Here is a 14,475-nt window from a genome sequence, read left to right as displayed (position 1 = left end):
CCGGTGGGGTTTTCGGTTTGCGAGGCATAGCCACTCCTTGGCGACATGTTATGCCTCAAACACGAAATTAATGACAGACCCGTTGGCCCGGTTTCATGGGGAGGGGTGAGGGACAAACCTGCATTCGCTTAGAGTATTTGTATTGTTCGGTAGACAACTGCTGTTCCCCCGGAGATTAGCAGCAGTGCAATGAGCGCTTCTCCTGCTAGGATGATCGCCCCTCTTTGTACGCCGGCGCTTTTGTAGCTCTTCCACCTGATGGCCATTGCTCCGACCACGAGAAGTGCAAGCGTGCCTGCTGAAGCCCACCACGCACCTGCTTCAAACTTCACGGGCTCGTGCATGTAATCACGGCTCCTTTCGAACGCAATACTTAAGAGAGCCATGACGATCAGGTAGGCGGTGAGACATGCCCTCCAGTTGATGGAATATCTGGTGAGTTCTGCGACGTCCCGGGATTGATGCGCTCCGCGGATATGACGTTTGGTCCATTGATTGATGCACGTCGCCAGGCCAATCGTCTTCCCCTCCGTATTGGCTCCCGAGAATCGTACGACCACCTCACTAAAACTCAGGTCTATCCAATAGCGGGGCGGCGTCCCGATGCCTTCCGTTTTGGCGACGGTAGCCGTCATCGGTTCGGGAAATCGATATTTCGCAATACCGACGCACGCGGTTCCGTCTTTGTAGATGGTAGTGGCCAATCTAAGGCCGTTTCCGAGGAGGACGAAGGTAAGCAGCACCGCGTAGCCCAAGAGGCATATCGGAACAAGAATCCACGCGGGGGCCGAAGGTGGTGCCTCGTGTGATCGATACCAGAAGAAATGACACGTCGCGAGAATCAGAACAAAAATGCACTGAGTCAATATCAGGTCGGCTCGATGTGTTTTCGAGCATGCAATGTGCAAATGGTCCCCGCCCTCAGTCACGTTGTTCGACATGAAGTCTTGGGTCATCGTTTGTTTCGTAATCTATCGCTAACGATATTTCCCCTGCGTCGTACACGTTGAATTTGGCGAAGGAGGCGAGCACCGTGGCACTTTATTCGAACTTCAGCCGGGCATCTTTTAGCACGTCGACATCGCCCCATTTGAACGAGCAGACCCGCGCAACCTCTACGCCGACCATCTTGCCGTCGACGGATTGTTTCTCGCTGACAGGCACGCAACCACCAGTGATTTTAACGATCGTCCCGGGCGCGGCGCTGCCAGATGCAGGGAATTCAATGGCGGCGTCCTCCGGGACCCGATGGGTAAGGATGATGTCTTCGACATAGTCGTCGGGGAGAGTGAACATGACGTTCTTGTCGACGACAAGGGTGTAGTAGTCATGGGAGAACTTACCCGAATTCACACAGATGTCAGTGCTATGGCCGTTCAGGTTTTGCGTTTCGCACTTGACCGCAGCCATAGCGGGTCCGGTGATGCAACACAGCAGAATCAGCAGTTGTTTTCGCATTGAAAATCTCGGAAGGATGAGGAACGGTGATCAGCGCTCGGCGTCTGGCCCTGTCTTGGTCGGTTCGATTACCTTGATAGGGGTGCATCTTGGAGCGCGGCTTGCGAGAACGGGGATGTCGTGGCCGCGAGCGTCGATCTCCCGTATTTCGATCCAGCATTTCCCGTCTCCCCCCTCGTTGAATGCCTCATAGTCTTTGCCCGGCAGAGGTGTGAACTTGATGGAGGGCGGTGAACACGTTTGGGGCTGTCTTGACCCGCCGTAATCGATGGCGCGATTGCCATTCAAAAAGATGGTTGTCGGTGCGTTCGCGGGGACAACGTACTCCATGATGTAGTCCTTGAACTTGAGCCCGTCGGCACGCATCCACTTCCTGGGGCTCTCCGGCATGCCGATCAGAACGCTCGTTGACGAATATTTGTAAGCGGTGAAAAAACCACCGCCTTGCCCGTAAACGGTCTTCCCGTCCTCCTCGAACCCGGGACGGAAGCAATCCTCACCGAAACGCAACGCTACGACGCCTCCGGCATTGGAGCCATGCACCCGTAGCCGCGCCGAGGTGGCAGGATCATACGTTGGATTCTGGGTAACGATGTAGCGCGTCGGCTCCAGAACCGAACATGCGCCAAGGATGCTCATTGACGCTGATAACGCGACGATTCTTTTAATGGATATATTCATTTCACGTGTAACGATGTGGGTGCGCCTGATCGACAAATTCAACCCATGGTCTGTTTATTTCATGCACCATATGCTCCCCGATTGTTGCCGGACTCAGTTTTCAAACCATCGTCCTAATCGCTTTTTTCGCAGGACCAGACAACGTGCCAACCAACAAACTGGACACCATGACGAATACCGCCAGCCTGCCTACACGATTCTACTGTCGCCAATTTATATGGAGTGCCATAGAATAACCAGTGCAAGGCCGGAAATCAATTCACTTATCGTCACAATCAGGGTCGAGGCAATCAACCAAAGCAGGACTTTATATATCCATCGAAACCATTCAAATCTAGTGGTGATCATTAACTGCGGTTGAGCAACACCTTGAATTGATCTACTTCTCACCTTTTTCCAGATCACAGTCGGCTTCGTTCGACGCCCACCCTTCTTCCTCCCTGGAGTTGCCCCTGTAATACCGGACACAGCGCCTTTCACCTTCCTAACATACGTCCTAATTTATCGTTCATTTTTGCTGCTACCTGCCGGTCTTGCCAAGCACCAGGATCAGTTGGGCCGTGCCCTTGCGTGATCTCCCAGGAAAGCGAACTGAGCAATCCTCCGATTTCATCGGCCTTCGTTCGCCCATATTCTTGCTCCAAGAAATAGAACATCGCTCGATACGCTTGTTCAACCGTCAAGTTCTGTTTGTTCATATCATCACTTCCGTCCCGGACGGATAGGCGCAGCAAGGCCAGTTTCAGGGTTATAGGGAATAGGCGTCTTGTTGATCCCGCCATTCCAAACTTGTCCGTTGCGCGTTTGCAGCTTCGTCTGACTATCCGCCCAAGCCAGTTCCGCCGTCAAACCTCTGGCCACAGAACTTTTTAATCGCTTCTCTCACAACTCTCTGAAACTCATCGCGCTCCAAGAACACTTGCCGCACACTGCTTGCGTCGTTTTCATAACCTAAAATTAGCTTTGCCTGGACACCACACTCCACAAGAAACGCGTAGTATCCATCGTCCGAAAGGCTTTCAGCGGAAACGAGATGCCTAAAGTCGCTGACCTTTACATCCGAGTCTAGCGAAGGGAATGCCTGTACACAAAGTCGTTCGTATGCGGTATGAAGCGGCATATTAAAAATCACCTCATCCTCAACGGAATTGTTCATAGCATATAGAAGACTTAGTCGGTTTATGTCAACCCCGAGGGTCGACCGAAGAGACCAAATAAGTTTTCCACCAATAAAGTAACCAAAACACCCGTTCTTGAATTTTTCAGTAGACCAAGAATCAACTTGATCAAACCAGATGGCAAACGAATCAGGGTTACCAGATAGCATTTACTTCCCCTTGAAGCCGAGTGACCGTCTCACCTCGATCGGAATATTTGAGGCATTCATCGGCGCCGATGGATCGCCGGTGGAGCCGGACCAATGATAAACGCCGTTGCCGTCCGTGGAGAATCGGTTTATGTTCCCATTAGAATCGATTGCATAGCGAGTTCGGTCCCCGCCAGCTACGGATGAATTGAATAGATCCAATGAGTTCTTTGGCTCAGTTCCGGCATTCGGTCTATTCCCCCCCATTCCGGGTGTGTGTTTCGGATTGGACTCAACCTGGAGTCCATTGTCACCCTTAGTAACATCGGGAATCGGGAGGCGATTTTTGTCCCCTCCGGCAGCAGCAGTCACATTGTCCGGCAAATTTACCGGCGTCCCCATCCCTGCCGCCACCTCGGCTCCCGCAGTACCTTGCGCCAGCACCGCTCCTTGATTCGTCGTCGGCGGCTTACCGGCTCCACCACCAAGCACTGCATTCAGTCCATTCGCCACGCCCTGCGCAATCAAGGCTTCGGGCCGCTCCGACGCTTTCGCAAGCGCGTCGGCTTGCATCTGACCCGCGGCTTGCCCAAGAGCCTTCATCGGATCTGTGAGCAACTCCATGGCATCTCGGCCCACACGCCGAACACCTCCACTGGCTTCGTCAATCTGACTGCGAACCGAGTCCCCGAAGCGATCCGACCTCGTATAGTCAAACAGCCCCGGCTTCGTCTGACTATCCACCCAAGCCAGTTCCGCCGTCAAACCTCTGGCGTCTTGCACACTCACGTAGTGCTGCAAATACTCGTCGCTGTTCGGCGAATATTGCGCCCAACATTGCACTCGGTAACAGGCCGCCTGCGTCAGCCGCTCTTCTTTTTTCTTGTCACCGCCTGCAGCATCATGAATCGCTTGCTCTTCCGTCGGATGCAACTGCCGGTTAAAGCGATCCACGTTGTAGCCCGTGAAGCCCCCGGAGGTTCCACCGGCAGCAGCGCCCGCCACCGTCCCCACGCTTGTGGCCACAATCTGCCCCAGCGCCTGATCGATATCGGCATTGCCCGTCGGGTGCGAATCTCTGATCTGGTCGCTCAGGTCATTGAGCACCTTACCCAGCTTCGACGTCGCTCCCGCGCCTAACGCACCACCCAGCGCATTGCCTCCTCCCAGCCCCGCCACAATCGCGCCACCCGCCGTATGCATCAGCGCGCGAGAATCGCCTCCCTCCGACCAGTCTTTCGCTTCTTGCTCGTACTTTGCCTTCAACGCCGGATCTTTCGTACTTCCAGCCAGCTTCTCCGCTTCCCCCGCCTTCTTGTCCGCATACGTCCCAATATCCCGCGCCACCGCCTCGCCTGCTGCCGTCGCCGCACCCATCAACCGCGACTGTCCGTCGAGCGCCTTCTGCAGATCCGGCGTACGGCTCACCGTCTGGTTCAGACTCGACGTCTCCCGGTTCAGGCTCGCGAGGTCCTGCGTCTGGCTCGCACCGTTCGTCAGGGTGATGGTTCCGTCGCTCACCCCACTGCGCGTCGTCCCCCGCTCGCTTCCGCTCTCCGACTGCGGCAGCATGGGCGACAGGCCTCCGGTGTTCTTCCCCGACGACGGTCCCGTTCTGCGCTCGTTCGCGCCGCCATTGCCCATCGAGAAACCACCGCCGAAACCCGAGCTATTGGCGCTATAGTCCGAGTGGTTTTGAATGTCCGAGAACGTCAGCGTGCCCGTCGTCAACTGATTCTTCGACGGCTCCGCCGTGCTCGCGATGTACGCCCCCTTCAGATCCGTATTGCCCGCGACGTTCACATCGAACCCGCCAGAGCCCGCCTGAATCCCCGACTGCTCCGCCACGCCCGCGTAGCTGCCGCTCGCATTGCCGCGCGAATAATTAAAGCTTCCCGACGCGCCGCCCATGCTCACACTCATGCCGCCACCGACACTCTCCTGATGCGCAGCACTCTCGCTCGTGTCCTGCACGCTCGCCACCTTCAAATCCCCGCCCACTCGGGCGACGACCTTATCGGCGTTCACGTTCGCACCCACGATGTTCGTGTCGCCACCGCTCACGATCACCGCCGTATTGCCCGCGTTGATGTGCGTATTGTTCTGGAAGGCCGAATCCGAGTTCGCCTCCCCGTGCGCCCTCGACAACGACGCCGACGCGCCCCAGCCGCTCGTGCCGAACGACACACCGAAACTCCCGCTCTTCGACTCGTTTTCGCTTCGCGTGGATTCGGTATCAGTGCTGTTGCGCAGGTTCACCTGATTCGTCGCTTGCAGCAGCACGTCCTTCGCGTCCACATTCGATCCGACGATATTCACGTTGCCCTTGCCGGAGCCCGCATCGCCCGTCGCAATGAACGCTGCTGTCCCCCCCGCCTTGATCTGGCTCCCCACATTAGTCGTGCCATCGAACGACGACGTCGACTTGCTGCTCGACGAGCCCCAACTCAACTCGACCTTCACCTCCGGCGTTTTGCCCGCTTCGAGCGCGCTCAGCGCACCTTTGGCTTCACCGAACGCGCCAACCGCGCCACTGGCCGCTGCGTACCCCCGCAGCGCCGACACGCGCGCATCGCCCCCCGAGTCCGCCGCCGACTTCACCTGATTGGTCACGTTCTGTATCGCGTCGATGACCGGGGACTTCACCGCCAACGTAAAGCCCGGGCTCTTGAACAACTGAATGTTTGTATTGCCCTCTGCTGCCGTGTTTGTGGCAGCCCCCTACCTCGGGAGATCAGAGTGTGACGTGGCCAACTGCGAGCCATCGGATGTTCTCTATAATTCCCGCAGTCGCGCCTATTATTTTGGAATGAGACGGGCCCGATCGAAACGTACAACCAGCCGAGACCAATTGGATTCTTGGCACGCACGTCCCACATGCGGCCATCGCCTCCTGTTAGTGGTGATCATTAACTGCGATTGGGTAACACCTTGAGTTGAGCTACTTCTCGTTTTTTCCCGGTTCGCAGCCCGCTTCGTTCGACACTCGCCCTTCTTCCTCCCATTTCAACTCACGTAGTTCTTTTCGGAATTGATAAATGGCACCGCCAAGCAACGCAAGGTAAATGGGAATTCCAGGGACAAGACCAGCCCCACCGGCGCCCTTGTAGATTGATAGCAAAAGAATCAAAGCGGGGATCGTCAACAGGCACAAAGAACCTACCGCAAACTTGCGATACAGCGCCTTTCGTTTTTCTAACATACGCCTCAATTTATCGCTCCTTTTTACTGCCATTTTCGATGGCAGCTTGTGCAGGCCCGGGAAGGATTTGCAACCATATGTCCAATGCTTGCGCTATCGGCCCTGGCAAGATCATCCTGCCGCCGGCGCTCAATATGGACGCAGCGGCACCAATTCCTCCTGAGATATCCGGACTGCTCGACGGATTCGTCATCGCCGTAGCTCCAAACGCACCGGTACCCGACAAAAGCCCATTGTATATACTCACCGTCGCCTTCGCAGTTGCAGATGAACCTAACGTGTTTAACGGCAAAACTAACGGCGATAATCCTGCTGCAACTGCCCCTGTCGTCATTGCATTCGCGTAACTAGGTTGGTCCTTTGACAACCCTGCTTCATAACTCACCGCGTCGCCAACGTAGGTGAAGGCTGTTCCGGTTGACCACGCTGAAACAATTTTCGCCAACAGCCCTGTCGTCATGCCTCCCGTCACCGAACCCGCAAGAAGTGTTACGCCAGCGCGTGCGATATTGTTTCCAATAGGATCCTTATCGTAATTGTCTCGGACCATCTGCTCGTACGTCTTCCCTACGCCAAGCCGCCCCGTTCCCGCATCGTAGATCTGCTGATTTTTCGCTATGAATTGGCTGTTGTATTCATGATTTTCATACTGAGGATCGTCAGTTTTACCATTACAGTTCAAATGCTGACATCCAACAATTCTGCGTACGTCCCAGTCCATAATTCCGCCTGATGCATCGGATGTTTTTTTGTCTGAGTTTCGCAACATCTCCGCTACTATGCGCCCCTCCGCCTCCTCTTCGCTTATGTGCAGTTTCTGCGCGACGATCTTTTTATATTGCCTTGCCTTGTCGTACTGATCCTGAGACAACTGTCGGTTATACCGATCCGTGTTGAATCCGGTGAAAGCTCCAGACGAACCTCCAGCAGCAGCACCCACGGCCGTCCCCACGCCCGTCGCTACGATCTGCCCCAGCGCCTGATCGACATCAGCATTGCCCGTCGGGTGAGAATCTCGAATGTCTTCGCTGAGCTGGTTCAGTACCCCACCCAGCTTCGATGTCGCTCCGGCACCTAACGCCCCACCCAGCGCATTACCGCCGCCCAGCCCCGCCACGATCGCTCCACCCGCCGTATGCATCAGCGCGCGCGAATCGCCTCCCTCGGACCAGTCCTTCGCCTCCTGTTCGTACTTTGCCTTCAGCGCCGGATCCTTCGTACTGTCAGCCAGTTTCTGAGCTTCATCTCGCTTCTTGTTCGCGTACGTCCCAATATCCCGTGCCACCGCCTCGCCCGCTGCCGTCGCCGCACCCATCAACCGCGACTGACCGTCGAGCGTCTTCTGCAAGTCTGGCGTACGGCTCACCGTCTGGTTCAGGTCCGACGTCTCCCGGTTCAGGCTCGCGAGGTCCTGCGTCTGGCTCGCACCGTTCGTCAGGGTGATGGTTCCGTCGCTCACCCCACTGCGCGTCGTCCCCCGTTCGCTTCCGCTCTCCGACTGCGGCAGCATTAGCGAAGGACTACCGGTGTTCTTCCCCGACGACGGTCCCGTCGTACGCTCGTTCGCGCCGCCGTTGCCCACCGAAAATCCACCGCCCACCCCAAAGCTATTGGCCTTGTAGTCCGAGTGGTTCTGAATATCCGAGAACGTCAGTGTGCCCGTCGTCAGCTGATTCTTCGATGGATCGGCCGTGCTCGCGATGTACGCCCCCTTCAGGTCCGTATTGCCTGCGACGTTCACATCGAATCCGCCAGAGCCCGCCTGAATCCCCGACTGCTCCGCCACGCCCGCGTAGCTGCCGCTCGCATTGCCGCGCGAGGCGCTAAAGCTTCCCGACGCACCGCTCATGCTCAGACTCAGCCCACCGCCCATGCTCTCCTGATGCGCAGCACTCTCGCTCGTGTCCTGCACGCTCGCTACCTTCAGATCACCGCCCACGCGGGCGATCACCTTATCGGCGTTCACATTCGCGCCGACGATGTTGGTATCGCCCCCGCTCACGATCACCGCCGTGTTGCTCGCATTGATGTGCGTATTGTTCTGGAATTGCGAATCCGAGTTCGCATCGCCATGCGCCCGGGACAACGACGCCGACACGCCCCAGCCGCCCGTGCCGAACGACACACCGAAGCTCCCGCTCTTCGACTCGTTTTCGCTACGACTCGACTCCGTATCCGTGCTGTTGCGCAGGTTCACCTGATTCGTCGCTTGCAGGAGCACGTCCTTTGCATCGACATTCGACCCCACGATGTTGACGTTGCCCTTGCCGGAGGCCGCATCCCCCGTCGCAACGAACGCAGCAGTGCCGCCTGCCTTGATATGGCTCCCCACGTTGGTCGTGCCATCGAACGACGACGTCGACTTGCTGCTCGACGAGCCCCAACTCAACTCGACCTTCACCTCCGGCTTCACGTTCGGATCAGTGCTCTTGAGCGCATCGAGCGCCTTATTGGCTTCGTTGTAAGCCCCATACGCCCCGCTGGCCGCAGCGTAACCCCGCAGCGCCGACACACGCGCGTCGCCGCCCGAGTCGGCAGCCGACTTGGCCTGGTTCGTCACGTTCTGTATCGCGTCGATGACCGGGGACTTCACCGCCAACGTAAAGCCCGAGCTCTTGAACTCGTGCGTCTCGTCGTGATGGCTACGCTCCTGCGCCGACTCGACCGTGACGTTCTGCCCAATGCCGGTCACGTCACCTGCCGCCACGATGTCACTGCCACGCACCGTCAGATCCTTGCCCGCGACCATGCTCACGTTACCGTTCAGGCTGCCCACAAGGCTGCCCGTCTGCGTCACGCCGCTGTCGTTCGTCCAGTCGCGCTGCTCGTTCTTACCGTACGAGATTCCAACGCCCCCAGATGCCCCCAAGCCCGAGTGCTTCTTCTCGTAGAACGAACTGCTCTCGCTTTCGTTCTGGGCCGATGCGATGTGCAGATCGCGCCCTGCCTGCAACGCCACATCCTGCGTGCCCACCACCGTCGATCCGCTCACCGCGAGATCCCGTCCCGCAGCAACCCCCACCGCATTACCGGAAACCGTGGAACCCACGCCAATCGTCTGGTGCGCGTTCGAGGCCGACGTCTCCTCCGTAGTCGACAGGAATCCCGAACTGCTGTCGTGCTGCCACTTCTTGCTATCGTGCGTCTCCGTCACCGTGCCGGTCGTGACGTCGCCCGTCGCGGCCAACGCCACCGTTCCGGCGCCTTGCGACGACACCGACGAGCCGAGCAACGACAGATTGCCCGTGCCGGAGGACGCCCCCACAGGGCTGACCTGACTGACCTGATACGCGCCCAACACGCCATTGACGGCGCCCGTCTGCCCCGCCCCAACGAGGACATCGCCGCCCGCACTCACGGACGAGCCGCGCACCGCCTCGTCCAGCGACGACTTCGTGTACTGCAGCGAGCCGCCGAACGAGCGCTCGTCGTGGGTATGCGAGTCCTTGGCGGCGGTAACGGTCACGTCGTTGCCCGCCAGCACCGTCGCGTTACCGCCGGCCGCCATCGTCGCACCGGTCAACGTGGTGTCGCGCCCGGAGACGGTCGTCAGGTTCCCGCCCGCGGAGATCGCGCTGCCTACGTGCTGCGCGACGACATCGCTGCCGCCGTTCTGGCCATCGGTCGTGCCGACGGTCTGCGACTGCCCCACCGTCACCGTATTGGCCTTGATGTCGCGCCCGGCCGCCACCACCACGGCCCCATCGCTGGCGATGGCGCCCGCATTGAGCGTGACGTCGCGCCCGGCCACGGCCGCAACGCTGTTCGTGCCCGAAATGACGCCGACCGCCCCGATACCGGTGGCCGACGCCGACGACGTGAAGCCGCCACCATTGTCGGTCCCCGCCTTCTGCGTCAGCGTGCTCGATTCGTTGATGAGGTCGCGGCCAGCCTGTGCCACGACGTCCTTGCCGCCGATGTGTCCGCCCGTATTGCGAATGTCGCCCGACGCAGAGAGCGCCGTCGTACCGCCGCTGCCGACGGCGCCGAGGTTCACGATGGTGTCGCCAAGAATGGTCGTCGCGGTGTCGCTGACGATCCGACCGCTGTTCTTGACGTCACCGGTGGCGGCAAGCTTCACGCTGCCCCCGCCCACCAACGCCCCAGTGTTCGTGAGATCGACCCTATTAGCCTGCGCCAGATACACCTTCGGCACCAGCACCGACTGCACCGAGCCGTCCGGCAACGTCACGTTCTGCGAGACGAGCCACACCATGTCGCTCGTCAGTTGCTTCATCTGCACGTCCGACAGGCCCACCCCGAGCGCCAGCCCGAACTGCTTGCCGTACGCCACCCCGTTATTGAGCAGCGCCGTGTACTCGTCGAGATAGTCGGTATAGCCCGCCAGCAGCGTCTTGCCGGTCAGGCCCGTGATCTGGTCGCGCACCAGTTGCGTCTCGTAGAAGCCGTCGCCCAGACGCTTTTGCGTCTTCTGCGGATCGAGCCCCAGTTCGCCGAGCATGTGGTCGCTGGAAATGAACTTCCCATAGCTGGTAAAACGAGGGTCCGTCGCGACCAGGTAGGTCTGGCCCGGCGCCGGCTGTATCTGGAACAGGCCATTGCGCGGCAGCGTGAGGCCGGGAATGGCTTGCGCCGACGAGCCGAGCGTCTGAGTGACACCCGCGCCGTTCACGGTATTGCCGGTTCGATCGACGCTCGCCACGGTAATGTCGTGCCCGAACGACTGCACCGACTGCCCGCCCAGCGCAATGGCCGGCAGCGACGCCACCGTCACCGGCGGCAGCGGCGTGACCGGGTACGCCACATCCAGTTGCTCGCTGTCGCCACCCGACTTCTGGTGCCAGTAGAAGGTCGACGTCTGCGACTGGGCGACCTTCTCCTGCAAGACGATGCCCGTGTCGTTGATCGTGCCGCCCTGCGCGCGCCGGATGAGATCCCGGCCGGCCGTCATCGTCGAGGACTGGTTGTTGACAGCCCCCCCGTCGGCATTGATCCGGATCGACCCTTGCGCCTGCAACTTGGCTTCCGGGGTCGCACTGACGAGTTCGTCGCGCGTGCGGGTGGTCGTCACGCGACGCGAGATCTCGTTGTAGTCATGCTGATCGATGCCGAGATCGCCGCGAGAGATGGCCTGATCCGGGCGGATCATCGTGTTCGGATCCCAGTCCGGCCAGAACGTGATGCGATACGTCGAACCGTTGTCGACGATGTTGTTGTAATACTGCGTAGGGTTCTTGCCGACTTCCCGCGTTTTCGTGGTCGACGCGCACTGCCCGTGGTCATCGCACGGCCCCCTGCCAGCCGTCGTGGCGTCCTGGTACGACTCTTCGAGCGGCTTGGTCAGACTGAACGTTTTGGACGCCGCGTCCAGGTTCGCCACCTGGGACTTCGGCACCTCGACCGTGATCGGCCTGGCCAGACGTTCCAACAGCGCTGACGACACCGGTGCAAAGCCCGCGCTCCAGTTCCACTCCGGGAACGTCAGGCTGGTGTGCCCCAGGGTCTCCTCCCCGACGGGCAGTCCTGCCGTGTACAAGCTAAAGCTCTGCGTCGTGCTCTCCGGCGTACCGGACCGCGTCACGATGCTCGTGCGCGTGTTGTTCACCACATGCGCCGCAATGTCCAGATTGCCGTCCGCGATGATGTTGGCCGAACGATTGTTCAGCGTCGCTGTCTGGTTCGCGAGCAGCCCCGTGCCATCGCGGGTGCCATCACGCGCAATCTCGATGTCGCCCGTGCTGTAGAGCAACGCACCATCGTAGTTCGACACCGAATTCGGCGCGTACAACGCCAACCGCTTCGCCCCCCCCATGACGGCCGCCGCCCCCTGGTTTTCGATGTCGTTCGCGTTGACTTGCACGTCGTTGCCCAGCACGGCATTCGTGTTGACGAAGTGGCCCGCCTGGAGGCGCACGGTGTCGCCGCCAATGCTGCCCGCATTGGAGAACAGCCCACCGGCGCTCAAATGCGTTGTCGCAGCGTTGAACCCACCACTGGCCGTGTTGACGATTTCTCCGGCCTGGACGTCGAGCGTGCCGGGCGCATTGAACGCCCCCTCGTTGGTCAGACGCCCTGTCGAGGTCAGTTTGAGCACGCCGTCCGCGCGCAGACGATTGGTCGCCGAGTTCAGGTAATCGCCAACCGCAGCCACCGTCAGGTCGCGTCCCGCAGTCATCTGGCCGGCGCCGCTCATGGCGCCGCCCACGCCAATATCCTGATTCGAGCGAATCGCGCCACCGGCGTTCTCCAGCGACGACACCTGCATCGCCACGTTGCCCGCGCTCTCGATCGTGCCGTTCGCGTTGACGACACGCGTGCTCGCCTTTGTCGTCGACAGCGACGTGCCGCCGAACAAACGTCCGCCGGTATTGTCGAGGGTGCCGTCCACACCGAGCGTGACGTCGCCACCTCCGATGACCTCCCCGCCGGTGTTGTCCACCTGGTTCGCGACGACATTCAGCGCCTTGCCGGCGACGATCTGCGACGCATTGACCAGTGAATCGGCATGCACCCGAAGATCGCCGTTCGCGCCGATCACCCCGCCCGTCTTGCCGTTGGCCGTGGTGCCTCCTGCATTGCGCAGTTCACCCTTGATGTCGACCGACGTATCGTCGCCAGCGAGTGAAACGACACGGCCTGCCGTGTTGTCCAGCGTCGTTCCCTTGACCGTGAGCGCCGTCCCCGACTGGAGCAGACCCCGTTGGTTGTCGATGCCGGTACCGCTCACGTCGAGCCGCGTCGTCGCCACCGTCTGGGCGTCGCGATTGTCGATGTTCCCCATCGCGGCGAGCGTGAGGGTGTCCGCGCCCAGTGCCCCCCCTGCGTTCAGAACATGCTGTGCCGATTGGACCTTCAGCGCGTTCGACGCCGTGACAATGGCCTTTTGGAGATCAACGTCGGCCGCCGTGGAGGTGAGCGAGAGGCTGCCGCTCGCATCGGTGCGGCTGCCGCTCAGGTCCACCGCGCCCCCCGTCATGGCGAGATCGCCTCTGGCGACATTGCTCCCCGTTGCCGAGACTTTGCCGTCAGCCGTGACCGACAGATTGCCCGCCAGCGTCGCCTGGCCATTCGCGTCGATACCGGCGCCCAACGTGCCGTCGGACGCCACACTCGCCGCCCGCGCGGCAAGATCCCCGGCCGCCCCCAGCACGCCGTGGTTCTCCAGCGCCGCGTCGGTGCGCAGATCGGCGCCGCCCCCTGCGTACACACTGCCCCGGTTCTCGATCCCACCGCGCGCCGCGACCGCGAGATTGCCGCTCGTCTCGGTCTTGCCGGTCGAGACGAGTTTTCCTTCCGTCGTGAGCGTCAGATCCCCGGCCTGGGCAGCGATGACGCCCTTGTTGGAAACGCCGACGCCGTTTTCCGTGCCAACCAGGAAAATGCGCTGCGCATACATGCCCCCCAACTGACCGACGTCAATCGCGACATCCGGTGTCGCCCCATCGCTCGCCAGCTTCTCGAGCGCCAGGCTCTCATGTTCGACACGGTTCGTACCCGTCACCACGTTGAGATTTTTTGCGTGCAACGCCGCGTTGACCTGCACGGCGCGCGCAATGAGATCGACCTGATCGACGTTGGCGGCGTTCAGGCCTTCGCCCTGAATCGACAGGCGCCCCCCGTTGACCTGGTAGCCGGCGAGGCTTCCGTCCGCCCCGAGGATGGGGGTCCCGGTGGTCAGCACGGCCCGGGTGGTGTTGATGAAGCCCCCGCCGTCCACCATGATGCCCGCGCTGTTGGCAACCACGACTTGCGCCGCCTTGCCCGCCACTTCGAGATAGCCGCGCAGCTGACTCGGGGAGTTGCTGTTGACCTGATTGAGAATGACGCGTGCAGCCTGGTCCCGCGCAAGGTTGGGGTTGCCGTTGAC

At 60.2% G+C, this 14,475-nt stretch carries 7 protein-coding genes and 1 pseudogene; all 8 read right to left on the bottom strand.

Translation table 11 applies throughout. The features are described 5' to 3' along the window. Positions 1–128: 128 nt before the first annotated feature. Positions 129–956, bottom strand: a complete 828-nt coding sequence (locus tag PHO31112_RS26620) for a hypothetical protein (RefSeq protein ID WP_150624703.1) — start codon at positions 954–956, stop codon at positions 129–131. Between the two features lie 85 nt (positions 957–1,041). Then, on the bottom strand, positions 1,042–1,458 hold the full coding sequence (locus tag PHO31112_RS26615; RefSeq protein ID WP_150624701.1) for a hypothetical protein: 417 nt from the start codon (positions 1,456–1,458) through the stop codon (positions 1,042–1,044). Between the two features lie 30 nt (positions 1,459–1,488). Next, positions 1,489–2,139: a hypothetical protein gene (locus PHO31112_RS26610; RefSeq protein WP_150624699.1), complete on the bottom strand. Its 651-nt coding sequence runs from the start codon at positions 2,137–2,139 to the stop codon at positions 1,489–1,491. A 476-nt stretch (positions 2,140–2,615) separates the two neighbouring features. After that, positions 2,616–2,837, bottom strand: coding sequence for a hypothetical protein (locus PHO31112_RS26605; protein ID WP_150624697.1), 222 nt, complete (start codon positions 2,835–2,837; stop codon positions 2,616–2,618). 122 nt (positions 2,838–2,959) lie between these two features. After that, positions 2,960–3,466 carry an Imm42 family immunity protein gene (locus PHO31112_RS26600; RefSeq protein ID WP_150624695.1) on the bottom strand — a complete coding sequence of 169 codons (507 nt, stop codon included), beginning with the start codon at positions 3,464–3,466 and terminating at the stop codon, positions 2,960–2,962. Continuing rightward, positions 3,467–6,115 (bottom strand): annotated as a pseudogene (locus tag PHO31112_RS26595) (hemagglutinin repeat-containing protein); the annotation flags it as partial. A gap of 271 nt (positions 6,116–6,386) precedes the next feature. Further along, entirely contained in the window at positions 6,387–6,647 is a 261-nt protein-coding gene (locus tag PHO31112_RS26590) for a hypothetical protein (protein ID WP_150624692.1), read from the bottom strand. A gap of 10 nt (positions 6,648–6,657) precedes the next feature. After that, the coding region (locus PHO31112_RS26585; protein ID WP_150624690.1) for a hemagglutinin repeat-containing protein at positions 6,658–14,475 on the bottom strand (7,818 nt) is incomplete at its 5' end.

Origin of the sequence: Pandoraea horticolens (assembly GCF_902459555.1) — a bacterium.
GTDB lineage: Bacteria > Pseudomonadota > Gammaproteobacteria > Burkholderiales > Burkholderiaceae > Pandoraea > Pandoraea horticolens.
This window is presented reverse-complemented; position numbering and strand designations above follow the sequence as displayed.

What these genes read in the sequence shown, in the direction of transcription:
- PHO31112_RS26605 (WP_150624697.1), bottom strand. Translation starts at nt 2,837, where the DNA reads ATGAACAAACAGAACTTGACGGTTGAACAAGCGTATCGAGCGATGTTC.
- PHO31112_RS26615 (WP_150624701.1), bottom strand. Translation starts at nt 1,458, where the DNA reads ATGCGAAAACAACTGCTGATTCTGCTGTGTTGCATCACCGGACCCGCT.
- PHO31112_RS26600 (WP_150624695.1), bottom strand. Translation starts at nt 3,466, where the DNA reads ATGCTATCTGGTAACCCTGATTCGTTTGCCATCTGGTTTGATCAAGTT.
- PHO31112_RS26590 (WP_150624692.1), bottom strand. Translation starts at nt 6,647, where the DNA reads ATGTTAGAAAAACGAAAGGCGCTGTATCGCAAGTTTGCGGTAGGTTCT.
- PHO31112_RS26620 (WP_150624703.1), bottom strand. Translation starts at nt 956, where the DNA reads ATGACCCAAGACTTCATGTCGAACAACGTGACTGAGGGCGGGGACCAT.
- PHO31112_RS26610 (WP_150624699.1), bottom strand. Translation starts at nt 2,139, where the DNA reads ATGAATATATCCATTAAAAGAATCGTCGCGTTATCAGCGTCAATGAGC.